Source organism: Candidatus Proelusimicrobium excrementi (assembly GCF_937881865.1).
Classification (GTDB): domain Bacteria; phylum Elusimicrobiota; class Elusimicrobia; order Elusimicrobiales; family Elusimicrobiaceae; genus Proelusimicrobium; species Proelusimicrobium excrementi.
Genome location: NZ_CALGEO010000007.1, coordinates 1 through 22,560, shown reverse-complemented (window position 1 = coordinate 22,560; position 22,560 = coordinate 1). Strand labels below are relative to the sequence as shown.

23 protein-coding genes are annotated in these 22,560 nt (G+C 45.6%); 16 read left to right on the top strand and 7 right to left on the bottom strand.

Annotated features, from left to right (window positions below):
- The first annotated feature begins 13 nt into the window (after positions 1–13).
- The gene (locus tag ACQY26_RS00230) at positions 14–901 is read left to right on the top strand and encodes a sensor histidine kinase (RefSeq protein ID WP_428047076.1); all 888 of its coding nucleotides are present in this window, start codon (positions 14–16) and stop codon (positions 899–901) included.
- 269 nt (positions 902–1,170) lie between these two features.
- On the opposite strand, the gene gdhA is transcribed toward ACQY26_RS00230, so the two are convergent.
- A complete protein-coding gene (gdhA, locus tag ACQY26_RS00225; protein WP_428047075.1) occupies positions 1,171–2,520 on the bottom strand; it encodes an NADP-specific glutamate dehydrogenase in 1,350 nt (449 codons plus the stop codon).
- A gap of 116 nt (positions 2,521–2,636) precedes the next feature.
- Here gdhA and ACQY26_RS00220 point away from each other — a divergent pair, with 116 nt between their 5' ends.
- Entirely contained in the window at positions 2,637–2,885 is a 249-nt protein-coding gene (locus ACQY26_RS00220; RefSeq protein WP_428047074.1) for a TM2 domain-containing protein, read from the top strand.
- An 81-nt stretch (positions 2,886–2,966) separates the two neighbouring features.
- Here ACQY26_RS00220 and ACQY26_RS00215 read toward each other — a convergent pair whose 3' ends face one another.
- Entirely contained in the window at positions 2,967–3,422 is a 456-nt protein-coding gene (locus tag ACQY26_RS00215) for a metal-dependent transcriptional regulator (RefSeq protein WP_428047073.1), read from the bottom strand.
- Positions 3,423–3,465: 43 nt separating this feature from the next.
- Between ACQY26_RS00215 and ileS the strand changes: the two genes are divergently transcribed.
- Genes ileS through ACQY26_RS00185 form a run of 6 tightly spaced genes read left to right on the top strand, consistent with a single transcriptional unit; the run spans position 3,466 to position 10,770 of the window.
- Positions 3,466–6,282 (top strand): isoleucine--tRNA ligase, encoded by a 2,817-nt coding sequence (gene ileS / locus ACQY26_RS00210; RefSeq protein ID WP_428047072.1) that lies wholly within the window; start codon positions 3,466–3,468, stop codon positions 6,280–6,282.
- Positions 6,263–6,754 carry a signal peptidase II gene (lspA, locus tag ACQY26_RS00205; RefSeq protein WP_428047071.1) on the top strand — a complete coding sequence of 164 codons (492 nt, stop codon included), beginning with the start codon at positions 6,263–6,265 and terminating at the stop codon, positions 6,752–6,754. The genes ileS and lspA overlap by 20 nt, the downstream gene beginning before the upstream one ends.
- A complete protein-coding gene (locus ACQY26_RS00200) occupies positions 6,751–7,707 on the top strand; it encodes a tetratricopeptide repeat protein (RefSeq protein WP_428047070.1) in 957 nt (318 codons plus the stop codon). Before lspA ends, ACQY26_RS00200 begins: the two co-directional genes overlap by 4 nt.
- 12 nt (positions 7,708–7,719) lie before the next feature.
- Entirely contained in the window at positions 7,720–9,645 is a 1,926-nt protein-coding gene (locus ACQY26_RS00195) for an HAD-IC family P-type ATPase (protein ID WP_428047069.1), read from the top strand.
- Entirely contained in the window at positions 9,629–10,039 is a 411-nt protein-coding gene (gene queF / locus ACQY26_RS00190) for a preQ(1) synthase (protein ID WP_428047068.1), read from the top strand. Before ACQY26_RS00195 ends, queF begins: the two co-directional genes overlap by 17 nt.
- The gene (locus tag ACQY26_RS00185; protein WP_428047067.1) at positions 10,036–10,770 is read left to right on the top strand and encodes a hypothetical protein; all 735 of its coding nucleotides are present in this window, start codon (positions 10,036–10,038) and stop codon (positions 10,768–10,770) included. Before queF ends, ACQY26_RS00185 begins: the two co-directional genes overlap by 4 nt.
- Before the next feature lie 133 nt (positions 10,771–10,903).
- Here ACQY26_RS00185 and ACQY26_RS00180 read toward each other — a convergent pair whose 3' ends face one another.
- From ACQY26_RS00180 to ACQY26_RS00170, 3 genes are all read right to left on the bottom strand, one after another.
- Complete coding sequence (locus ACQY26_RS00180) at positions 10,904–11,938, bottom strand: ribonucleotide-diphosphate reductase subunit beta (RefSeq protein WP_428047066.1); 1,035 nt, start codon at positions 11,936–11,938, stop codon at positions 10,904–10,906.
- A gap of 12 nt (positions 11,939–11,950) precedes the next feature.
- Entirely contained in the window at positions 11,951–14,203 is a 2,253-nt protein-coding gene (locus ACQY26_RS00175) for a ribonucleoside-diphosphate reductase subunit alpha (protein ID WP_428047065.1), read from the bottom strand.
- Positions 14,204–14,312: 109 nt separating this feature from the next.
- Positions 14,313–14,762: a C-GCAxxG-C-C family protein gene (locus tag ACQY26_RS00170; protein WP_428047064.1), complete on the bottom strand. Its 450-nt coding sequence runs from the start codon at positions 14,760–14,762 to the stop codon at positions 14,313–14,315.
- A gap of 32 nt (positions 14,763–14,794) precedes the next feature.
- Between ACQY26_RS00170 and ACQY26_RS00165 the strand changes: the two genes are divergently transcribed.
- From ACQY26_RS00165 to ACQY26_RS00155, 3 genes are read left to right on the top strand one after another with little or no spacing between them, the layout of a single operon-like run.
- Positions 14,795–15,445 carry an HAD family hydrolase gene (locus tag ACQY26_RS00165; protein WP_428047063.1) on the top strand — a complete coding sequence of 217 codons (651 nt, stop codon included), beginning with the start codon at positions 14,795–14,797 and terminating at the stop codon, positions 15,443–15,445.
- A gap of 13 nt (positions 15,446–15,458) precedes the next feature.
- Positions 15,459–15,836, top strand: a complete 378-nt coding sequence (locus tag ACQY26_RS00160) for a DUF805 domain-containing protein (protein ID WP_428047062.1) — start codon at positions 15,459–15,461, stop codon at positions 15,834–15,836.
- Entirely contained in the window at positions 15,823–16,509 is a 687-nt protein-coding gene (locus ACQY26_RS00155; protein ID WP_428047061.1) for a hypothetical protein, read from the top strand. Before ACQY26_RS00160 ends, ACQY26_RS00155 begins: the two co-directional genes overlap by 14 nt.
- On the opposite strand, the gene ACQY26_RS00150 is transcribed toward ACQY26_RS00155, so the two are convergent.
- Together ACQY26_RS00150 and recO are read right to left on the bottom strand one after the other, a co-directional pair.
- Entirely contained in the window at positions 16,410–17,318 is a 909-nt protein-coding gene (locus tag ACQY26_RS00150; protein WP_428047060.1) for an alpha/beta hydrolase, read from the bottom strand. The two genes, ACQY26_RS00155 and ACQY26_RS00150, sit on opposite strands and share 100 nt — an antisense overlap.
- A 50-nt stretch (positions 17,319–17,368) precedes the next feature.
- Positions 17,369–18,064: a DNA repair protein RecO gene (gene recO, locus ACQY26_RS00145; RefSeq protein WP_428047059.1), complete on the bottom strand. Its 696-nt coding sequence runs from the start codon at positions 18,062–18,064 to the stop codon at positions 17,369–17,371.
- A gap of 437 nt (positions 18,065–18,501) precedes the next feature.
- Between recO and rpmH the strand changes: the two genes are divergently transcribed.
- From rpmH to jag, 5 genes are read left to right on the top strand one after another with little or no spacing between them, the layout of a single operon-like run.
- Complete coding sequence (rpmH, locus tag ACQY26_RS00140; protein WP_428047058.1) at positions 18,502–18,639, top strand: 50S ribosomal protein L34; 138 nt, start codon at positions 18,502–18,504, stop codon at positions 18,637–18,639.
- The gene (gene rnpA / locus ACQY26_RS00135) at positions 18,578–19,039 is read left to right on the top strand and encodes a ribonuclease P protein component (RefSeq protein WP_428047057.1); all 462 of its coding nucleotides are present in this window, start codon (positions 18,578–18,580) and stop codon (positions 19,037–19,039) included. The genes rpmH and rnpA overlap by 62 nt, the downstream gene beginning before the upstream one ends.
- Positions 19,040–19,084: 45 nt before the next feature.
- The gene (yidD, locus tag ACQY26_RS00130) at positions 19,085–19,300 is read left to right on the top strand and encodes a membrane protein insertion efficiency factor YidD (protein WP_428047056.1); all 216 of its coding nucleotides are present in this window, start codon (positions 19,085–19,087) and stop codon (positions 19,298–19,300) included.
- A gap of 56 nt (positions 19,301–19,356) precedes the next feature.
- Positions 19,357–20,964 carry a membrane protein insertase YidC gene (yidC, locus tag ACQY26_RS00125; RefSeq protein WP_428047055.1) on the top strand — a complete coding sequence of 536 codons (1,608 nt, stop codon included), beginning with the start codon at positions 19,357–19,359 and terminating at the stop codon, positions 20,962–20,964.
- 9 nt (positions 20,965–20,973) lie between these two features.
- The gene (gene jag, locus ACQY26_RS00120) at positions 20,974–22,353 is read left to right on the top strand and encodes an RNA-binding cell elongation regulator Jag/EloR (protein WP_428047054.1); all 1,380 of its coding nucleotides are present in this window, start codon (positions 20,974–20,976) and stop codon (positions 22,351–22,353) included.
- Positions 22,354–22,560: the final 207 nt, after the last annotated feature.

The window sequence follows — 22,560 nt, the reverse complement described above, 5'->3', positions numbered from 1 at the left end:
TTAATATAAGATTATGGATATATATACCGCGGTCGCTTTAATTTCGGCTTTGTTTTTCTTTTTCCTTTCCTGTTTCCTTATTGTTGTTTTAATAAGGACGCAGCTTTGTCTGCATTCGGAAAAGGTTAATTCCGGCGATTTGAGCAAGCGCATAAAATCTTTAACGCGAAATTTGATGAGCCTTATCCAGAAAAAAGAAGATTTGGAGCGCGTCAATGAAATGCGTTCAAAATTTATATCCGTGGTTGCGCATGACTTAAAACAGCCTCTTACGTTAATTAACGGCTATTCTTCCCTTTTGAGGGAGAACCTCGGCGCGGATGATTTGAAAATCCTTGATAATATAGACAAAGCTTCAAGAAACATAGAAAAGCTTACCAATGATTTGGCCGATGTTTCCGCCTCGGAACGCGGAAAAGTCCGCCTTATGTTTTCATATTTTGTTTTTAACGATCTTATTGCCGGCATATTTAAGCAATATCAAGCCGTGGCGGAACAAAAAGAAATAAACCTTACGCTTATAGACTACCCGGAAGACATTGTTATAGAAGCCGATCGTTTCCGTCTTGAACAGGTGTTTAACAATCTGCTCAGCAATGCTCTTAAATTTACCGGCCCGGGCGGCGCGGTGGATATAAAGTATTCATTGGAAGGCGATTCCGTTAAAATTTTGATTAAAGATGACGGCCTTGGCATTACGCACGCCGACAGAATAAAAATTTTTGACAAGTTCCAGCAGTCTGATTTTATTGAAGATGACTTTAAGCGCCAGGGCTGGGGCTTGGGCCTTGCGATAGCCGATGAAATCGTTACCGGCCACGGCGGCGTTATCGGCGCGGACAGTGCGGACAGGGGGGCGGGATCTACTTTTTGGGTTGTGCTGCCTTTGGAGCATAAGTAATTCTCTCGTGTTAAGTTGTATTCTCTATGCTAGCAAACTTTAACATTTAGGCAAATACAGCCAACTCGTGTTAAGTTCTATTCTTGCGGCTGGCAAGCTTTAATAATTACTCTCAAGTTGCTACATTCTTACGGCTAGAGTTTTCCATATTTGGCCGTATTTGCCTTTTTTCGTCAGTCGGATACTGCGCCGCCTTCGGCGGCATCATGCTTAGTTTTAATGTAAAAAAGCCCCCCGTAAATCGGGGGGCTTGTGTTAATATCGTTTTTTTATATTACGCCTTGCGCTATCATTGCGTCGGCCACTTTTTTAAAGCCGGCTATGTTCGCGCCCAGCAAGTAATCGCCGGGTTTATTATAGAGGCAGGCTTCCTCAACGCAGGCGGAATGGATGTTGCGCATGATTTTCTTAAGCTGTGTTTCCACTTCTTCGCGAGTCCAAGAAAGCCTTATGGTATTTTGCGTCATTTCCAAGCCCGATACCGCTACGCCGCCGGCATTGGCCGCTTTGCCCGGCGCGTAAAGTACGCCTTTGCTTTGAAATAAATCTACGGCTTCCGGCGTGCATGGCATATTGGCCCCTTCGCAGACGATTTTGACGCCGTTGTTTACTAAAGTTTTTGCGTCTTCAAGCGTAAGTTCGTTTTCGCAGGCGGTGGGGAAAGCCGCATAGCACGGTATAAACCAAGATTTTTTACCGGGGTGAAACTCCGCCGATTTGAATTTTTTTACGTATTCCTTAAGGCTTCCTCTTTTTACAAACACCAAATCTTTAAGGAAAGCCAGTTTCTCCTGGTCCAGGCCCTCTTTGTCGTAAACGGCACCGTCATAATCGTTAAATCCGACGACTTTCCCGCCCATTTGCAGGATTTTTTCGGCCGTGTGTATGCCCACATTGCCCGTGCCTGAAATTATGCAGGTTTTGCCGCGTATGCCTTCGCTTTTGCATTTAAGCATTTCTTCCGCAAAGAATACTACCCCGTACCCGGTAGCTTCCGGGCGGATCAAACTTCCGCCGAAGGAGGGCCCCTTTCCGGTAAATACGCCTACAAATTTATTGGTTATCTTTTTATAGTGCCCGAACATAAAACCTATTTCCCGCGCGCCTACGCCCAAGTCGCCGGCGGGGACGTCGGTGCGTTCGCCTATGTGGCGGTAAAGTTCGTCCATAAACGCTTGGCAGAAGCGCATCACTTCGCCTTCGCTTTTGCCTCTGGGGTCAAAGTCGGAACCGCCTTTCGCGCCGCCCAAAGGCAGGCCCGTAAGGCTGTTTTTGAAAGTCTGCTCGAAAGCCAAAAATTTAAGCGAACTTAAAGTTACGCTTTCATGAAATCTTATTCCGCCCTTAAAAGGGCCGATTGCGCTGTTAAATTGTATGCGGAAACCGCGGTTTACGTGAGTGAGGCCTTTGTCGTCGTTCCAGGGAACGCGGAAGTAAATTACGCGTTCGGGTTCGACCATTCTGTCCAGCACCGCGTATTTTATGTATTTGGGATCGGCTTCAAGGATAGGCTCAAGCGAGGTCAGCACTTCGCTCGCCGCCTGATGAAACAACTTTTCCGCCGGATCTTTTTTAATGATATTCTGCATCAGGGCTTGCAGATATTCTTTGGTTTGCATTGTTAAATCCTCTTCGTAAAGAAAGTAATTAACTTCTTGTAAGTTAAGAATATAATTAAGCACTGTAAAAGTCAATAATCTTATACTATAATATAAACGTTGAAAGGGGGAAAGTTATGCAGATAAAACATTATATAGAAGTTGACGGAGAATTAAAAAGAATTAAGGACCGCGTTGCGGCGGGCATTATGGGCATAATCGGCGGCTGGTTCGGGCTGCATAAATTTTATAACGGAAGAGTGTTTGCCGGTATTATTTATTTGTTGCTTTCCTGGACGGTTATCCCGGCCATAGTGGGCTTCATTGAAGGTATACTCTATTTGCTTATGACGGATGAGGAATTCGACGCAAAATACAACAGATGACTTTTGCCTGATGATTTTATAAGGAAAAATAAAAACCGCTCTTAACGGGGCGGTTTTTACGTTTAATTGATATTTTGCGGTTTAAGACTGCTTTTTGCCGGTATGTTTGCCGACGAATTCCATAAGTTTTACAAAAGTTTCTTTACTTAGCACGTGTTCTATTTTGCAGGCGTCTATTTCCGCCGTGGCGGGCCTTACGCCTACGATATCCCTTAAAAATTCCGATATGACGGAATGCTTTTTCTTAACCTCTCTGGCTATCGCCTGCCCATCTTTTGTCAGCTGCACGCGGCCGTATTTCTCGTGAGTGATAAGCCCGCGCGCTTCCAAAGCTTTCAGGGCTCCGCTGACGCTGGGCGTTTTTACGTTCATCAGGATTTTTATATCGGTTACGCGCGCGCCTTTTTCGCCTTCGCAGGCGATTGAAATGGCTTCAAGATAATCTTCCATACTGCTTGTAACGCTGTTCATGATATTAGTCTGCCTAACTTTGGGCTTGTTGTCAAGCGATTTAAGGTTTGGAAGGCGCGCCCGCATATTATATAATAAATATATATATTCAAACGCAGGAATACGAAAGATGAAAGAAAACAAAAATAAATATTCAGCTACGGTTTTACTTCCTAAAACTGATTTCCCGATGAGAGCGGGCCTTCCTAAAAAAGAGCCGGTTCTCCTTAAGTTCTGGCAGGATATGGAACTTTATAAAAAAATGATGGCCAAAGCCAGCGGCAAAGAAAAATTCATCTTGGCCGACGGTCCCCCTTACGCAAACGGGCGCATTCACATGGGGCACGCATTAAATAAAGTTCTTAAAGACATAGTAAACAAATCCCATGCTCTTATGGGCTATTATACTCCTTACGTGCCCGGCTGGGACTGCCACGGCCTGCCTATCGAGCAAGCCCTTATCAAAGAAATGAAAATTGACAAAAAGGAAATTAAAGATATTCCGGCTTTCAGGAAGAAAGCCCGCGCTTTCGCGCAGAATTTCGTCAATTTGCAAAGGGAAGGTTTTAAACGCCTGGGTATTACCGGCGATTGGGATAATCCTTATCTTACGATGTCCAATGTTTACGAAGGCCTTACCGTAGGGGCTTTCTTTGAAGCTTTGGAAAAGGGCTATGTTTACAAAGGCAAAAAAGCGATTTATTGGTGCCCTAACTGCGAAACGGCTTTGGCCGACGCGGAAACCGAATATCACGATAAGACTTCCACCTCAATTTACCTGCGTTTTAAAATTAAAGAGGCGAAGGAAGGGCTTTTTGGCGGGATTGATTCCTCCAAAGACGTTTATTTGGCCGTTTGGACGACCACCCCTTGGACGATCCCGGCGAACATGGCCGCCGCCGTCAACTTTGACGAAGACTACCGCATAATGAAGTTAAACGACGGAAGCTATATAATAGCCGCCGATAAATTGGCAGACGCTTTCGCCAAAGAATGCGGATTTTCCGCCGAGGCTTTCGGTAAAGTTAAGGGGGAAAACCTCGTCGGCGTAAAGTACGAACATCCTTTAAATCATAAACTCAACCCGGTAATCCATACCGATTTCGTAACTATGGACGCCGGCGTCGGCATAGTGCATATAGCCCCGGGACACGGCGAGGAAGATTTTTACGCCGGCCTTAAATGGAATATAGACGCTTTCTGCCCCGTCGACGAAAAAGGCGTTTTTACCAAAGACGCAGGCGAGTTTGAAGGACAAAGCATTTTTAAAGCCAATCCCCTGATAATTGAAAAACTTAAGGAGATAGGCAGCCTTATCAAACAGGCCGACATCAGCCACAGCTATCCGCATTGCTGGAGATGTAAAAAGCCGATTATCTTCCGCGCCACGGAACAATGGTTCTTGGGAGTCGACAAATTTGATTTAAGAAACCGCCTCGTCAAAGAAATAGAACAGACGAAATGGTTCCCGCCCAGCGGCGAAAACCGCATAAAATCCATGGTGCAGCTGCGCCCGGACTGGTGCCTTAGCCGCCAGCGCTTCTGGGGCGTGCCGCTGATGGTTTTCTATTGCAAAAAATGCGGCAAAGTACAGATTAATCACGACCTTTTTGAACACGTAAAAGCGCGCGCCATGAAAGAAGGCAGCGATTTTTGGTTCGAGCAGGAAGCCAAGGACATTCTGCCCGCAGGCTATAAATGCGAATGCGGCGGCGAAGAATTTACCAAAGAAAAAGACATCCTGGACGTTTGGTTTGATTCCGGCGTATCGTGGGAAGAAGTGCTTAAATACAGAGGGCTGGGCTTCCCCGCCGAGGTATATTTGGAAGGTTCGGATCAGCACAGAGGCTGGTTCCAAACCTCTCTTATAGCCGGCACGGTTTTGGAAGGCAAAGCTCCTTTTAAAAACGTAATAACGCACGGTATGATTTTGGATCAGCAGGGCAGGGCCATGCATAAATCCGCCGGAAACAGCGTCGAGCCCGATGATATTACGGAAAAATTCGGCGCGGATATCTTAAGGCTTTGGGTAAGCTTTACGGACTATTCCGACGACGTTAGATTATCTTCCGAAATTTTGGAAGGCCCGGTGGATTCTTACCGCAAAATCAGAAACACGGTAAGATACGCTTTGGGCAATCTTTCGGACTATAACCCCGCCGAGCATAAAGTGGCCGGCAAGGACATGACCGAGCTTGACCAATATATGCTCAAACGCCTTGACGATCTTATTAAAAACGTCAGGGACGATTATAAGAATTTCCGCTTCAGAAAAGCAGCCCGCGCCATAACGGATTTCTGCATTTTGGATTTGTCTTCCTTAATGTTGGACGCTTCCAAAGACAGACTTTATACTTTGGGCGCGGCTTCGCCCGCAAGACGTTCGGCTCAGACGGCTTTGTTTGAAATCGTTACGGCCCTTTTAAGGCTCTTGGCCCCGGTTCTTTGCTTTACGTGCGAAGAAGCCTGGCAGGAAGTTAAAAAATTGCCGTGCGGGAAAGACTTGGAAGAGAGCATTTTCCTTTCCGATATGCCCGAAGGCGCAAGCTTTGTAACTTCCGCCGAGGTGGAAAATAAATGGAATAAAATCCGCGAAATTCGCTCTTCCGTGCTTAAAGCTTTGGAAGAAGCCCGCCAGAAAGGGCTTATCGGCGCGCCTTTGGAAGCCAAGATAATCTTTAATTCTTCCGATAAACAAACCAAAGATTTCCTTAAGGAAACTTTGCCTTTGTGGCCGGAAGTGGCGATAGTTTCCCAAGCGGAAGTGGCGGAAGCGGAAGGCAAGGAAAAGCTTGAAGTGGAAGTCCTCCACGCCGCAGGGCATAAATGCCCGCGCTGCTGGCAGTGGAAAGAGGATATAGGCTCAAACGGCAAATACGCCGATTTGTGCGGACGCTGCGCGAAAGTCCTTGAAGAAGAAAAGGTTAATGTCGACGTCGCGGCTTAAAAAATTTCAGGCGGGGATAAAGGGCCCGCTGTTTATAGGGGCCCTTATCTTCGCGCTGGACAGAATAAGCAAAATCTTGGCGCTGAAGTTCTTGGCGCCGGCGGGGTCTTTGGCCGTCGCGCCGTTTTTCCGCCTTACTTATGTGGAAAATACGGGCGCGGCTTTCGGAAGTTTTAAAAACGGCAATATCTATTTGGCGTTGATTTCCGCCGCGGTTTTATTTATGATGTTTAAGTGGAAGCCCGAGCTTGACCGCCTTGGCGCGGCGGCGCGGTGGGGTTTTGTTTTTATAGCGGCAGGCGCGCTCGGCAATATGTACGACAGGGTTGCGCTCGGCTTTGTGGTTGACTATTTTGATTTTATAGTGTGGCCGGTATTTAATGTGGCCGATTCTTTTATATGTATAGGGGCGGGCCTTATTATACTGGCGGCAGTTAAAGACGGAAGAAAAAAGAAATCGGAGGCTAAATGAAAAAGTATCTTTTATTTGCTTTGGCTTTATGTTTTGTTTTTGCGGGATGCGGCAATGACAGGCTGTTTAAAAAGGCAGTGGCGTATTCAAAAGCCGGCAAGACGGAAGCCGCGTTAAAAACCTATAACAGAATTTTAAAGGATGACCCGGACTATATTTCCGCTTTGGTCAACAGGGGCGTTATTTGGGAAAAGCTCGGCGATTTCGACCGCGCGGAAGAAGATTACAGAAGGGCCGCAAAACTTAACCCGTATCATCCCAACGTGCTTACGAATTTGGGCTCTTTTTATTTGGGGCGTAACTTTCCTTTGGACGCCATAAGCAACTTCAACGTCGCTTTGGAAGTCGATCCTAACAACTTTTTGGCCTTGGTCAACCGTGCGTCTGCATATCAAAGCTTGGGCTATAAACGCCGCGCGCTTGAAGATTTGGAACACGCGCTTGAAATTTATCCGGAAAGCCAGCTTGCAATAGTAAACAAGGCCATTCTTGATTATGATCTTTTCAACTACGACGACGCTATTTCCGGCTATACGCACGCCCTTTACAATGATCCCAAAAACGCCCAAAACTTCTATCGCCGCGGAATGGCTTTTAAAGCGGTTAACAGATACGGCAACGCTTTGGCGGATTTTAATATGGCCGTCAATTTGAAGCCTTCTTACGTCCCCGCGCTTTACGAACGCGCAAAAATGCTGTTTAAAAGCGGCGATTACGAATCCGCTTTGGCGGATCTCAATAAAATAAAAACGATAAACAACAAGTTTGTTCCCGCCTATGAATTTACCGGCGACATTATGGCTATTGAGGACCCGGTTACCGCCACTTCAAACTATATGGTGGCCAAGAAGCTCGATCCCAAAAATTATAAACGCTACAACGCCAAAATCGCTTTAATGAGGACCGACGCCGGCCGCCGCAAAGTTATAAAGAGAACGGTCGACGATATTTAAAGGGGCGGATAAATGCAGAATAAAAAACTTATCCTTTTTGCGCCGGATTCTTACTGTCTGCGCGGTTGGGTCAGCGTATGCGCCGGCGCGCTGCTCTTGATGGCTTACGCGGCGGACTTATCCCCCACGATGAGGCTCTTTATAGTACTGATAACGTTTTTTTGGGGCGGAGAGCTTTTTATAAGGGGATGTCTGCTGGAGCTTAAAAATCTTTACGTCGGTTTTAACGCTTTTGCGCTGGTAAGCGCGGGCGCCGCTTTTTTGTTTGCCGTGCTGAACGCTTTGCGCGAGGGGACCGGCTTCCCCGTTTCGGGCGCGGCGGCGTTAATGCCTTTTATTTTTATCTGCGCGAACTTTATTAAATATTTTGAACTTAGACATATAGGCAGCAGCCGCAGATTTATAAAGAGTTTGGACGCTTTTATTTCCAAATCGGTTTTTAAAGTTCAAGATGACGGTTCCGTTAAAAAAGTCTTCGCTTCCGAAGTGGAAATAGGCGACGTCCTTTTGGTTAAAAACGGGGAAAGGCTGGCCGTCGACTGCAAAATAATAAAAGGTTCCACGATAGTGGACGAATCGCTGCTTACCGGCAATATAACTTTGGCGGCGAAACAAACCGGCGATATCCTGCCGGCGGGCAGCGTAAACAAGGGCACGGAAGTCAGAGCGACTGCGGAAAGCTTAAAAAATTCTTCCAAAATAGCCAGAATTTTGGAAGAAGTCAAAAAAAGCGAAACAAAAAAAATGCTTTCGCCGAGTATGCTGGAACTTTACGCGGGCAGAGTGCTGCTCTTCTTTTTTGTTTTTGCTTCTTTGCAGTTTATTTGCGGCGCGCTTATAGAACCTTCCAAAGTCTTTCATTGGTTTTTGGCTTTTCTGCTTATATTGGCTTTAAGCGGCCCGGTAACTTATATGGCGGCGGTTTTGCTGCCGGTGTTTTTTACCGTAAGAAACGCGCGCAAAAGCGGCATTTTCATTCAAAACGGGCAGGCCTTGAATCTGCTGCGTTTAAGCGATATTATTTTTATAGACAAAACCGGCACTTTGACTTCCGGCCGTTTGGAAGTGGCCTCAGCCGAACCGGCGGAAGGCGTAAAAGCGGCGGACGTGCTGAAAGCCGCTTATACGGCGCAGTCTTCGGCGGATAATATCTTTGCCTGCGCTTTAAAAGAATACGCCAGAAAGAACAAACTTTCCGCGCCGAAGCTGAGTTCGATAGAACTTCATCCAAGTTTCGGCACCGTGGTAAAAGAAGGCAAAAATATTATAATAGCCGGGCGCAAAAACTGGCTGGAGGACAAAGGGATAGAAGGCCTCCCCGCGGCGGAAGACGTCAAAAGAACGGTATTTTACGTCGCCAAAAACGGCAAGTATTTAGGCGCGGTTTATTTTAAGGACAGACTCCGCGCAAATGCGAAAAGCACTATATCCTTCCTTAAAGCCGCCGGTAAAAAAATATGCCTGATTTCGGGCGATAATAACGGCGCGGTTGCGGCCGCGGCGCAAATGGCCGGCATTGAAGAGTATTATTCGGCTATGTATCCCCAGGATAAGGCGGCGAAGATATCCGCGGCTTCCAATATGGGGCAAAAAACGGTAATGCTCGGGGACGGTTTTAACGATATCCTCGCGCTTTTGCAAGCGGGCGCGGGTGTTGCTTTCAGCGCGGCGAACAATGTGTTTTCCAGCTGGGTGGATATCATCATTAAAGACAGGGACTTTGCCGCTTTCAGGCGGGTTTTTGATTTTGAAGCTTGCCGCGCCAACGTGATAAAACAGAACGTTTACATATCGGTTTTTGTTTCCGTGTTTATGTTCTGGGAAGTTCTTATCGGCGGGAAAGCCCTCGCCTGGTATGAAAATCTTTTGGCTGCGCTTTTGACTTTACTTATAATAGCTATAAATTCTGCGAGGATTAACCATGGACAGAGATATTGATTTCGGATACACTAAAGACCACGCGCGTAAAGGCGCAAATACTGAACTCCCGGCGATACAATGCTGGGAAAACCAATATAAAAGGGATTACGTCATAAAAATCGTTCTGCCGGAATTTACTTCCGTATGCCCTAAAACCGGGCTGCCGGATTTCGGCGCAATAACGATAGAATATATCCCGAACGAACTTTGCCTTGAGCTTAAATCTTTAAAATATTATTTGCTTGAGTACCGCGATATGGGCATTTTTATGGAAAACATCGCCAATAAAATTTTGGATGACGTCGTCAAAGCCTGCAAGCCCAAAGTGGCCCGCATTACCGGCGAATTTACGCCGCGCGGCGGATTAAAATCCGTAATTATCGCCGAACACGGCAAGTGGCCTTCAAAATGAAATATAAAAATATAACCGCGTTTTTGCTGGGCGTATTCGTCGCCGGGCTTTTGTGGCAGTATTATCTTAGGCCCAAATATCTTATAAAAAGCGGGGATGAGGAAGCCCTTTCCGCAATACAGATGGCGGATATCGCCGCTTTAAACGAAGCCACCGCCGAGATTGAAGGCGAGGTGCTTTTTAAAGATTACGGCGAAAACGCGGAGTTTAAAAACGATATTATCAATAATTCCTCCGGCGGGGAAGAAGAGTTTGAGTTCCACAGCACGGCCAACCGCGAGCCTGATTTTTTTGAGCAGGCTTCACGCCCCGAGCCCAAGGAAAGCAAAATCATTATTGAAAATGACGCCCCCGTAATGCACCCTGATTCCATATCGAAGGTTCAGCCCTCCGAGGAATTTGATTCCGCCGATTTGCCAAACCGTATAACCATGATAAGCGCGCCGGTTAAATTTACGGAAATTTCTTCAGGTAAAGATTATACGGCTTACAAAAAGGCGAACCCGGGCGATTATCCCGAAGTCAATTTCAAAAAAGACAGAATAGTTTTTGTGGAATCGGACAGCGCGCTTTCCAACGGATTTTTTGAAATTAGGGACTATACGGAAAACGAGAACGACGTAACCGTCAATTATAAAGTTAATATCTTGGGGGCCGCCAAAAGGCCGGAAGAAGCGCCTTACGTAATAATACCCCTTGGAAAGCCCGTCGTTCTTAAGCAGGTTAAGTAAAAGCGGTCGTTAAGGGCCGAAGTACGGGTTACTATTTTCCATAGGGAGGGGAGCGATTGGCTTTCCTCCCTATATAATTATAAGCCCCCGCATTAAAAGCGGGGGCTGATTGATTTTACGGATATTTAATGTATTAAATATCGTCCCAGCCTTCGACTGCGGAACTTTGGTTGTAGGCTGATACGTTAGCCTCAAAAAAGTTCCCTTTTACGCTGCCTTCCCCGTTGGTGTCGGCGATTTTTTCCAAATGCGGGTAGGGGGTAACGTCGAACCCTTTAAATATGGGGTTAAGGCCTATTTCCTTAAGACGCTGGTTCGTTATAAACTTGGTGTATTTTTCCGTAGTGTCTTTATTTATGCCGACGATATTATCGCCTATTATCGCATTGCTCCAGGCCATTTCCTGTTCCGCGGCTTTATTGAACATTTCGTAAACTTCCTGCTCGCTAAAAAAGCCGGGGTTATCCTTCCATATCTGTTTAATCATTTGGGAGAATATCACGCAGTGCGTAAGCTCGTCGCGGTTGATGTATTTTATTTCGTCGGCCGTGCCTATCATCAGGCTTCTTGCGGCCAAATTGTAGAAGAAGTTAAAACCGTTGTAAAAATAAATGCCTTCCAAAAGGAAATTGGCTATAAGCACGCGCGCAAAATTGGCGTCCGTGCGGTTGTCTAAGAAATCCTGATATATGGCCGCTATGTATTTATTGCGCTCAAGAAGGATTTTATCCTCGCGCCAGCGTTCGTAAATGTCGTTTCTTTTATCCGCGGGCACTATGCTTTCTATAATATAAGCGTAGCTTTGGGAATGCACCGCTTCCTGATAGGTTTGTATGGCCAAAATAAGGTTTATTTCCGGCGCGGTTATATATTGGCTTATATTGGGCAGATTATTTGTTTGTATGCTGTCTAGGAAAACCAAAAAAGATAAAATTCCGTCGTAGCTTTCTTTTTCGTGGGGGGAAAGCTCGCTGTAACAGCGTTTGTCGTCGGTGAGGGAAACCTTTTCCGGTATCCAAAAGTTTTCCATCATAACGCGGTAAAGTTTATTTGCCCAATTGTATTTGACATTGTTCAAATTAAATAAATTGGTAACGTTTCCGCCGATTATTCTGCGGTTTTGTATACTGTCGTCGCCTTCTACGTTGAATATTTTTTTGCTTTGCATATCGTCCTCTTTTTAACCGGCGCAGCTTATGCACTCCGCTTTTTTTGCGGAGCTGCCGTCTTTTTGTATGCTGCGGGTGTAATAAAGCGTTTTGATTTCCTTTTTCCAAGCCAGCATAATGGTGTCAAAAATATCTTTGGCTTTTATGTCCATATTTAAGTTGTAAATAAGCTCGAAAGATATGCCCGTGTCTATCCATTTGTTTATGCGGGATATTATATCCACCACTTTTTGCTGGCTGATATTTTTATTTTCTTGGTAATACCAAAATTTTTCTTTAATATACATGGGGCAGTTGGGTATACTGCCTTTGGCGTGGGTTTCCACAAAGAACTTGCTGTAAACCGGCAGTATCGACGCAGAACAGCCTTGTATCAGGGAAGAACTCGTATTCGGGGCGATAGCGGTTATTTGGGAATTTCTTACGCCGTATTTTTTCAAATCTTCAAAAACCTGTTTCCATTGTGCGTAATATTTTGAGTTCTGTTTGAACCATTCTTCGTTTTTGCCGATTATGAGGCCTTTGTCCCAGTCTGAGCCTTTATAAGCTTCAAAGGGGCCTTTTTTAGCCGCTATGGCTATGCTGGCTTTTGTGCAGTAAAGGGCGAACTTCTCAAATAGTTCGTCTGCGTAATCGGCCGAGGCCGTATAAGTTATATTCCTGTAAGCCAAATGGTCCGCCAAACCCATCGCGCCGACGCCTATCGTGCGGTAGCGGCGGTTGTGCAGGGTGCCTTCCGGCACGGGCACTTCGGTCAAATCTATGGCGTTGTCCAAAAATCTGACGGAAGCTTTGCAGCAGCTTTCAAGCTCTTCGTCGCTGAAAATATTTGCCAAGTTTATTGAAATCAAATTGCATACGTGGACCAGTCCGTCGTAAACCTCCGATATGATTCTGCCGTTTTCCAGCCTTTTGGGGGAGAATTTGGCCGGGCGGACATTGCTGTGCGATTCCGTGCATAAATTGGTTGAAACTATAAGCCCGTCGTGTTTGTTTGGATTGTATTTGTTTAAAGTATCTTTAAAAGCTATATAAGGCATCCCGGTTTCTATTTGGGACTTCATTACTTTTTTAATCAGTTCCTTTGCCGGCAGGAATTTAAACAGTTCCAGTTTGCCGTCCTTGGCGTCTTTATAAAGATTTTCGTAGAAAGCTTCAAACTCTTCTCCCCACAAATCGGTAATTTCGGTATTATATTTGGAGCGGATTTCGCCTGGGTCCACCATAAGCCATTCTTCTGCGCTTTGCACTTTTCTCATAAATAAATCTGGGATTACCACTTGCGGGAAGATGTCATAGGCTTTCATGCGCTGATCGCCGTTTTCGGTGCGGAGCTCAAGGAAGTCTTCAATATCCAAATGCCACATATCAAGCGCGACGGTTACCGCGCCTTTGCGTTTGCCCTGCTGGTTTACGGCCACGGCGGTATCGTTGATTATGCGTATCCACGGTATAACTCCGCCGCCGGCGTTTTTTACGCCTTTTATTCTGGCGCCTTTGGCTCTTAAGCGGGATATGTTGACGCCCACCCCTCCGCCGAATTTGCTTATGGCGGCTATTTGGTCGACTATATAGAAAATTGAATCCCTGTTATCGTCGGCCATGGTTATGAAGCACGAACTTAAATTGCCGTTGGGCCTTCTTAAATTCATTAAAAGCGGGGTGGCCAGCGATATTTTGCGGTTGGCCAGTTTTTCGTAGGTGTCTTTGACGCATTCCATGCGCGTTTCTTTAGGGTTGTTCATTTCCGCCAAAAGGGCTATCGTCAGGAACATATCCTGCGGCAGTTCGGCGGGTTTGTCCTCATATTCGCAAAGATATCTTTTTATCAGCAGGCTTGCGCCGGCATAGTCGTAAATAAAATCAAAATCGGGATTGATAAAAGAGGCCGCCGTTTCTATATCCTGCGGTGTATAATACTGCAGTATCAAATCCGTATATACGCCGTTTTTTACGTTTTGCGCGAGGGTTGCGGGATAATCGTAAAGTTCTTTTCTTCCGCAGGTTTTGTAAAGGCTTAAAATCCTTAAACGTCCGGCAAAATATTTCCAGTCCGGCGCGTTGATGGATGTAAGGCTTAACGCGGTTATTATAAGGTGTTCCAACATTTGCGCGTACGTGGTGTTTTCTTTGATTAAAGGCAGGGCTCTTTGCTCAATTTCTTTCACGTCGACGTCAAGCCCTTGGGCCGCCTTGGCGAGCACCGCCGGCAGCTCCACGGAGATAAGTTCAATTTCTGTGGAATTAAATAAAGTTGATGGCATTTGTCTATCCTAAAAAAATCGTTTTTTTTGAAGCTACATTATATTAAATCAAAAAAATCGCCCCGGTTAAAGGGCGGCTTTAAAGTGTTTGGCGGCTTATAAATTTTATTTAAGAAAACAGCCTTTTTTCCAAAATATCCGCGGCCAAGGCCACCATATCGGGGCAGGGGCGTTTTTTATAGTATTCCTGCGTACGCGGCTGAGGCGCGGGCGCGGATTTGGAGTTCGCCGGCAGGCCCAAAAGTTCCCTGCAGATTATGGAGCCGGTTTCTTTCTTAAAATCTTCTGCCAGGGATTGTATAAGGCGGTAATGCCCTTCCTTGGCTTTAAAATCTTTCGGATTCAAAGGCCCCTTTTTAAGCCCTGCGACCATAAACATACCGCTTACGCAGCCGCAGACTTCTCTTAATCGGCCCATACCTCCGCCGAAAGATGATGCTATCAAAACAGCCGTATCCTTATCTATATTAAGTTCTTCCCGAAAGGCCAGTAAAACGGATTGTGCGCATCCATAGCCTTCCAAAAACAGTTCTTTAGCGCGTTTAGCTTTGTCATTCATAAAAATATTATACAATTTAAACGGAAGAAACTATGAAGAGCATAATTATCTTTGATATGGACGGAACCATTTTGAACACTTTGGGCGATTTGGCCGATTCCGTCAATTACGCGCTTAAACTCTGCGGCTGGCCCGAGCGGGGGGAGGATGAAATCCGCAAAGCTTTGGGCAACGGCGTTAAGGCTCTTATAGAAAAGTCGGTTCCGCAGGGCGCGTCAGAGGAAGAAACCTTAAAATGTCTGGAGAAATTTAAGGCTTATTATTCCAAACATATGTACGTAAAGACAGCGCCTTATCCGGGTATTAAAGAGCTTTTTAAGTCTTTAAAAGAACGCGGGTGCCGCTTGGCGGTGGTTTCAAATAAATTTGATTCGGCCGTAAAAGAACTGTGCGGCATTTATTTTAAAGACGTTTTTGATATTGCTATAGGCGAAAGCCCGGAAGTCCGTAAAAAACCCGCGCCCGACAGCGTTTTTAAAGCTTTAAAAGAACTTAAAGCCCGCAAAGAAGACGCCGTTTATATAGGCGACAGCGAAGTCGATTACAATACAGCTTTAAATTCCGGCCTGCCCTGTATTTGCGTAACTTGGGGTTTTAGGGACAGGGCCGAACTTGAAAAATTGGGGGCGAAGTTTTTCGCGCATACCCCGGCGCAAATTTTGGATTTGATTGAAAAATTATAAACAGGAGATACAAATGAAAAAATATTTTTTTGACGTTATCATACACAAATATGCGGATTTTTCCGGCAGGGCTTCCCGTACGGAATTTTGGCTGTTTAACTTGTTTTATTTTTTAATAATGCTTGTTTTGAGCATGGTATTTTTCTTTTTAATGTTTGCCGTGCCCTCCGATAATACCGTCGTAGGTTTGTTTTTGGCTTTTTTAGGCTTGGTGATAGGGCTTTTGTATTTGGTCATGCTGGTGCCGTGCATAGCTTTGAGCGTCAGGCGTCTGCACGATGCGGGGCTTAGTGGCTGGCTGATTTTGGTGGCTTTAATATTTTCCCCGATTTTGATTATTTTCGGTTTGCTGCCTCCGACGGAAGGGCCGAATCAGTATGATGCACAGTAATCTTGCCCGCCTTTTGTTTTTTGTTTGTTTTGCTTTTGCCGCCTGCGCTTATGAAATGCCGGGCGGCTCTTTGCCGGAAACGGCTCAGCCGCAATGGCTTGAAGCCGACTGCTCAAAATTAAACCTGCCTGAAAATAAATTTGAAGGCCTTTACTGCAAAGAAAATACAGTTGATTCTTCTTATTGCGCTTTTTTTGAGAACGGACGCTTTTTTTATTGCGAAAAAAAGGATAATTCCGGCTGCGTTTCTTATGTTCTTAACCGCTGGGGTTCTTCCCTGACGCAAAACGAGGAAAACGCGGAAGGTCTGCCCTTGAAAGAAGCTTACTACGCTTACGGCAAATTGGCCCGTTTTACCGAATATGATTATAAAGCCGGGCTTGTTTATAAGGTATGGCTGGACGCTTCTCAAACAAGGCTGAACATTTCAGGCGTTAAAGGAAATATTATCGATAAATTCTATTTCCGCGCGGGCAAGCCTTATGTAAGATATCCCGGCGGGAACGACATGGGCGAAGCAAACGGGGAATGGACATTAAAAGACGGTAAGATTTTTACCGACGGAGTCTTTCTCTATTCTCTGCCTAAAGAAGATTCCGCGCCGGATTTATGTTCCGTTTTTAAAGGTGTTTGCGCGGAAGAAGCTGCGGCCTCCGGCAAAGATTCCAAATAATCCGATACGGCTTTTTCGCTCCATTCAAAATTATTATGCCCGCCGTGCGGGGAAATGAAATTTCTGCTTCCCGCCGGCGCGGCTTTAAACAAAGCGTCGGACATTTCCCACGGAATAAGCATATCTTGGCGGCTGTAAATTATAAAAACCGGGTTTTTTAAGTCCCTTATTTTATCTATATTGTTAAACAGCTTGTTAAATAAAAACGGATAAGCAAGGGCGGAAGCCGTTTTCCTTAAAACGGAATTATGACGATATCCGCCGCGCATCAGGAAAGAAGCCGCCATATCGGGCGTATTTGTAAAAGGGCTTTGCATTATTAAAGCTTTAAACGGCAGGCCGTTATAAGCAAGGGCCGTTTCCAACAAGGCCGCGTTTCCTAAAGAATGGGCAAAAAGTATAAGTTTTTGAGGGGGGATATTTTCTTTCGTTATAAGGTAATCGAGAGCGGCTTTTGCGTCCTCAAAAAAACTTTCCTGATTTAAACCGCCTTCACTTTTGCCGAAGCCGCCGTAATCAAACATAAAAACGCCGAAGCCTTGGGCGGAATATATTTCCGCAAATTGTATGTAATAACTTATATTCCCGGCATTGCCGTGAAAGAGTATTATAGTTTCTTTTCCGGGCTTTGCGGGGCTTAAGGCTGCGTATAAAGTTTCGCCTGAAGTTTTGGCGATAACGGTTTCTTTAAAATTTTCCGGCATGGGGGCGACCTCTTTAAGAGGGCGGTATATTAAGTAGCCCGCGACGTAATTTACGGCGATAAAAACCGCCGCCAGAGCAATTGTGATAAAGGAAAATTTTTTCATAAAGATATTTTAACTTATATGAAAGGTAAATTCTTAAAATAAGGCCAAGTTTAGGCTAAAACGGGTTCAAGGGCCGTTTCCTGCATGGCTTCTTCTATTGTTATAGGGGCGGTAAGTTCCAGCTGGTCTATCGTATGCAAAGGATAAGCCAAATAGCGGTTTAAAAATCTTTTGCAGACGTACCTGGTTTTGTTTAAGTTTATTACGTCGCGGCTTGTAAGGAAGTTCAGCGAACTTAAAGGCAGTTCGTGCATGGCGTTCCAAAATTCTTCGTCTATGCCCAGCACGGTTCTGCCGGCCAAACCGAAACCGCTCAGCTGCATTAATCTTAAAAGGAAAGCCGGCGCTACGGCTTGGTTCAGCGGGGCGGAGTTAATTTCCGAAAGAGCGTTTTCCAGCAAACGGAACTTTTCCGGGTTGGGGTTGTAATCCGGTGTTAAGCGATAGAAAAGCTCGCAGAAATAAGCCGCGGTCTGCGTTTTGTTGAAGTCCTTTCTTATTTCGGGGTAGACCGTTTCCAATTTCCCGCCGGTAACACAGCCGACCGAGGCGTTCCTCCTTATATAAATGCGCGCGCAGGACTGGGCGAAAGGCTCGCTCAAAGCTTTCAGCTTGGAATCGGCGCGGTTTACGCCCGGGAACCTTAGCGCCACTCTGCCGTGTTCCAAAGTATAGGCGCAAATCATGCGGTCGCGCTCTCTGAAGTTTTGGCGGAGAAGTACAATCATTCGGTCGGTAAAATTCATATCTAAATGATACAATATAAATAAGCTTTTGTTCCGTTTGATTTATTTAGACGAAAGAACTCAAGCCGTCGGCTTACAAGTAAACATGTTTTAACCTATAAGTTACATGCTGTAACTTCAAGTTACGTGATTTTTTGATTTTGAGATGTAATAATATAAGTTGCGTGTTTTTTCCTTCTGTAACTTCAAGTTACGTGATTTTTTGATTTTGAGATGTATTAATATAAGTTGCGTGTTTTTTCAGATTTGGAGGAAATTTTAATTTTATTTCAAGTGCGGCGTAGCACGAAGAACGGGAGCGAAGCGACTCTCGCTACGCGAACGAGAAAAAAATTAAAATTTACCCAAATATGGGAAAATGTTAGCCGCGATAGTGCCAAAGAACAAATCCTTAAAATCTTTCCAAAACTTCAAAAATGTAATATAATATTATCACTATGTTACCTACATATAGACCAAACAACAGAAAAAGAGCTAAAACCATTGGTTTTAGGGCTAGAATGGCCACCGCGGGTGGCAGAAAAGTGCTTAGTGCCAGAAGGGCTAAAGGGCGCAAAGAGCTTATTCGCAAGTAATATTGTGAAGAAATTCGGCCTTGCTAAGACGGACAGAGTCTATCTTGAAAATGATTTTAAGTATATCTTAAAAGAAGGCGTCAAGATATACGGTGACGGTTGCGTCTTATGGCATAGGCCCAATCCCCATTTAACCGCCGGGGGGGAACAAAAACCCTCCGGCGAGAAAGTTAAAGGGCGGATAGGCGTGATAGTTTCAAAAAAGTTAGGCAATGCGGTTGTAAGAAACCGCTGTAAAAGGCTTTTCAGAGAGGCCTTTCGGCTTAACAGACATTTATTGACAGACGGCGCCGATTGCTTGGTTTCCGTAAAGAACGCGGATAAATTCCCCGATATGGAAGCGGCCGGTGCGGCTTTTTTGCGGTTGGCAAAAAAAGCTGGAATTTTTAAAGAACCATAAGGACCCTTTTTCTTATACCCTTACCTTAGGTTTCATTAAATTTTGATGAAAACGTTTTTGCTTTGCTTGTTGCGGCTCTTCAGCCGTTACGTAAGGCCGTTTTTGGGGCCCATGGGCGTTTGCCGGTTTTATCCTACTTGTACGGCTTACGCTTTTGAGGCCATTAATAAGTACGGAGCTTTTAAAGGCTCTTATTTGGCCGTGAAAAGAGTGCTTAAATGCCACCCTTTTCATCCGGGCGGATTTGACCCTGTTCCGTAGTCTGTTTGCTGAAGGCCTCGGCTTTGGCGGATTTTTCGCATTGCCGAAGGAGACAGATGAATAAGGATTTTTTTATAGCATTAGGCATAACCGCTTTAGTTTATGTCGGTTATTCCTACTTTTTCCCCCAAAATCAGCACCCGATACCCCAGCAGGAAACAGCCGCAGTTGAAGAGCAGGCCTCTTCCCCGGCTCCGAAAATAAAAGTAAAAACTTCAGTAAAAGAAAACGCGGCTCAGGAAGAGGAACGTTTTTATACTCTTTCCGTAAAAGACGCGGATATAACTTTTTCTTCCAAAGGCGCGGCGATTAAAACTTTTGATTATAAAGACGTCGTTGCACCGCTTAATCTTATGCCTTACGGGCGGGAAGGTTATTTCGCCACGATGCCGGAACTTAACTTTAAACGCGTGGACGACGCTTCCGCCGATATGGTTTTTGAAGCTTCCGTTCCCGGATCTCTTAAAGTTCGCAAAGAGTATACTTTCAGCAGGGACGGCGGGCTGAACCAAATGAGCCTTAAGGTAAAGAACTTAAGCGATAAAAACCTTGAAATTTCCGACGTTTTCGTCAATATGGGGCCCGGTTTGGCCACCGTTAAGAGCGAAATGAGCGAAAATTCCGCCAATTTGCGCGCCGTATGCCTTATAAGGGAAGAAGGCAAAAAGAAGGCCACCGTAAATTCCGTCACGGAAAAGATGATGTCCAAGCCCGCAAAGCTGGAAGCCGAATGCGGCGGCTGGGAATGGGCCGGTATTGATAACCGCTACTTCCTTACCGCTTTTATTCCGCGCAGCTGGAAGCCCGAAGCTTCCGATTTGAAGTTTACCAAACAATTTATTTACAATCAGCCCAGCTTTTACGGGCTTTTCGGCGAAAAGGCCGTAATGGGCCCCAATCTTGCCGTAAAACTGCCTATGGCGGTGGAAGCCGGCGGGGAAATTTCCTTTGACGCCGATTTCTATATCGGCCCCAAAGATTACAACCGCCTTTTGGAACTTCCTTTTGATTTACAGCGTTCCATACAGTTCGGCTTTTTCGGCCAGTTCGGCAAATGGGCCAGAAATTTGCTTGAATGGCTGAACGGCTATACCCATAACTACGGCTGGGCGATAATCATAATGACCGTAATGATTCAGGCCGTTATGTTCCCGCTTACGTATAAACAGCTTAAATCTTCCGCGGTTATGCAAAAGATCCAGCCGGAAATGAAACGTATTCAGGAAAAGTATAAAAACGACCCGATGACCGCCCAGCGCGAAATGATGTCGCTTTATAAAAAGTACGGCGCAAACCCGTTAAGCGGCTGCCTGCCTTTGTTTATCCAGCTGCCGATATTCTTGGCTTTGTTCAACGCTTTAAGAACTTCTTGGGCTTTGCACGGCGCGCCGTTTATATGGTGGATACAAGATCTTTCCGCCAAAGACCCTTATTATGTACTGCCTTTGGCCATGGGCGCGATGATGTTCGTCCAGCAGAAAATGACCATGCCCGACATCGCCAAGGATAACCCTTCCATGGCTATGATGAAGTGGATGCCGATATTCATGACTTTGATATTCTTAAACTTCCCGGCCGGTCTTACGCTGTATTGGTTCGTCAGCAACTGTATCAGTTTTGTTATAAATTTAATTTTAAAGAAAAGGCTTGCAAAAGCTTTTTAGGAGATTTGTATGTCAAGAAGAGAAATTCAATCAGAAGGTAAAGACGTAGCAACCGCAATAATACGCGGTTTAAACGAACTCGGCCGCAGACGCGACCAAGTCGAAGTAACCGTCATCCAAGAAGAAAAATCCGGCTTTTTGGGTATAGGCGGCAGGCCTGCCATAGTCAGGATTATAGAAAAGAAATGGGACAGCGAGCATTCCACCCCCATGAAGCCCAGAAGCGCGGTTAAAGCTTCCTCCTCCGGCAAAGGCCGCGGCGGAAGAAAGGGCGGCAAAGACTTTAAAAAAGGCGGCAGAAAAGCCAAAGCCGAAAGAATCAAAACCCCTAAAGAGAACGAACCGCAAAAGCTCCCCTCTGCCGAGATACAAAACGCCGTCGTCCCGGAAGATATGAAACCCGCTTTGCAGTGCGCCAAAGAAACTTTGGACACCATGATATCTTCCATGGGCGTCAAAGCCGAAAACTTAAATGTTTGGTGGGACGACAAACAGCAGAGAATTTTGCTTACCTTTGATTGCGATCACCCCGCGATAGTAATCGGCAAAGAGGGCAAAACGCTTGAATCTATGCAGTATATAGTAACTTTGGTCGTCAGCAGGCGTTTTAATACGCCCATTTCCGTAATGGCCGATACGCAGAATTACTGGAGAAAGCTTGAAGACAAAATCAATAATGAAATCGGCAAAGCCCTCAGCATGGTAAAGAGGACCAAACGCGTTTACCGCTTCCGCCCGATGTCCGCGCAGATGAGGAGATACATACACCGCTTCCTCGCCGATAATTTGGAAATTACCACGGTTTCCGAAGGCGAAGGCAAATGGAGAAAAGTTGTAATTAAACCCGAAGCCCGCCCCGCCGTACAAGCGGAAACGAAACCGGTTCAGACTTTTGTGGAACAGGAAGCCAGCGCGTGCGATATCGCCAAACATTCCTCCGACGCTTCAAAGCCGGAAGAATGCGCTGTTGTTTCCGCCGATAACGCCTCCTGCGACTGCGTGCTGACTGCGGAAAGCACCTCCTGCGCTTGCGTGGCCGATACCAATGCCGAATGCAAAGAACAGATTGAAAACGCCGAAGTTAACGCTAAAGCCGAAGCTTTGCCCGTGGAAGCCCCGGCGGAAAGCGCGAGTGCCGCTCCCGAAGCGGAAGTAAAAGCCGAGGAACCTAAAGCGGTAGAAGCAAAAGAAGAAGCGGTTTGTGCGGTATCAGCCGATAACGCCGCCTGCTCTTGCGTATTAACGGCGGAGAGCACTTCTTGCACTTGCGTGGCCGATACGGTTAAAGCGGAAGAAAGTTGCGCTTTTGCTTCCAATGCGAACGCTTCTTGCGGCAAATGCGCTTATGCCCAGCAAACTACGGCTGACGAAGCAAAAACGAACGCTTAATAAAACAAATAAAACTTTATAATAAAGCGATTAAAAACCCCCGTATAATATTTACGGGGGTTTTGTTTTGATATTTTTACTCGGTCTAAGTTAAGAGCTCGTCTTTTTTGCTCGCGAGTTGTTAAATTCTCATAGCTAGCACTTTGCCGCTTTTGGGCGTCTTTTAATTTTTTCTTCGCTTAAATACCGCGGCGGCAAAGCCGCCAT

Excerpts from the sequence above, each read along its gene's own strand:
- ACQY26_RS00230 (WP_428047076.1), top strand. The coding sequence starts at position 14 with ATGGATATATATACCGCGGTCGCTTTAATTTCGGCTTTGTTTTTCTTT.
- gdhA (WP_428047075.1), bottom strand. The coding sequence starts at position 2,520 with ATGCAAACCAAAGAATATCTGCAAGCCCTGATGCAGAATATCATTAAA.
- ACQY26_RS00220 (WP_428047074.1), top strand. The coding sequence starts at position 2,637 with ATGCAGATAAAACATTATATAGAAGTTGACGGAGAATTAAAAAGAATT.
- ACQY26_RS00215 (WP_428047073.1), bottom strand. The coding sequence starts at position 3,422 with ATGCGGGCGCGCCTTCCAAACCTTAAATCGCTTGACAACAAGCCCAAA.
- ileS (WP_428047072.1), top strand. The coding sequence starts at position 3,466 with ATGAAAGAAAACAAAAATAAATATTCAGCTACGGTTTTACTTCCTAAA.
- lspA (WP_428047071.1), top strand. The coding sequence starts at position 6,263 with ATGTCGACGTCGCGGCTTAAAAAATTTCAGGCGGGGATAAAGGGCCCG.
- ACQY26_RS00200 (WP_428047070.1), top strand. The coding sequence starts at position 6,751 with ATGAAAAAGTATCTTTTATTTGCTTTGGCTTTATGTTTTGTTTTTGCG.
- ACQY26_RS00195 (WP_428047069.1), top strand. The coding sequence starts at position 7,720 with ATGCAGAATAAAAAACTTATCCTTTTTGCGCCGGATTCTTACTGTCTG.
- queF (WP_428047068.1), top strand. The coding sequence starts at position 9,629 with ATGGACAGAGATATTGATTTCGGATACACTAAAGACCACGCGCGTAAA.
- ACQY26_RS00185 (WP_428047067.1), top strand. The coding sequence starts at position 10,036 with ATGAAATATAAAAATATAACCGCGTTTTTGCTGGGCGTATTCGTCGCC.
- ACQY26_RS00180 (WP_428047066.1), bottom strand. The coding sequence starts at position 11,938 with ATGCAAAGCAAAAAAATATTCAACGTAGAAGGCGACGACAGTATACAA.
- ACQY26_RS00175 (WP_428047065.1), bottom strand. The coding sequence starts at position 14,203 with ATGCCATCAACTTTATTTAATTCCACAGAAATTGAACTTATCTCCGTG.
- ACQY26_RS00170 (WP_428047064.1), bottom strand. The coding sequence starts at position 14,762 with ATGAATGACAAAGCTAAACGCGCTAAAGAACTGTTTTTGGAAGGCTAT.
- ACQY26_RS00165 (WP_428047063.1), top strand. The coding sequence starts at position 14,795 with ATGAAGAGCATAATTATCTTTGATATGGACGGAACCATTTTGAACACT.
- ACQY26_RS00160 (WP_428047062.1), top strand. The coding sequence starts at position 15,459 with ATGAAAAAATATTTTTTTGACGTTATCATACACAAATATGCGGATTTT.
- ACQY26_RS00155 (WP_428047061.1), top strand. The coding sequence starts at position 15,823 with ATGATGCACAGTAATCTTGCCCGCCTTTTGTTTTTTGTTTGTTTTGCT.
- ACQY26_RS00150 (WP_428047060.1), bottom strand. The coding sequence starts at position 17,318 with ATGAAAAAATTTTCCTTTATCACAATTGCTCTGGCGGCGGTTTTTATC.
- recO (WP_428047059.1), bottom strand. The coding sequence starts at position 18,064 with ATGAATTTTACCGACCGAATGATTGTACTTCTCCGCCAAAACTTCAGA.
- rpmH (WP_428047058.1), top strand. The coding sequence starts at position 18,502 with ATGTTACCTACATATAGACCAAACAACAGAAAAAGAGCTAAAACCATT.
- yidD (WP_428047056.1), top strand. The coding sequence starts at position 19,085 with ATGAAAACGTTTTTGCTTTGCTTGTTGCGGCTCTTCAGCCGTTACGTA.
- yidC (WP_428047055.1), top strand. The coding sequence starts at position 19,357 with ATGAATAAGGATTTTTTTATAGCATTAGGCATAACCGCTTTAGTTTAT.
- jag (WP_428047054.1), top strand. The coding sequence starts at position 20,974 with ATGTCAAGAAGAGAAATTCAATCAGAAGGTAAAGACGTAGCAACCGCA.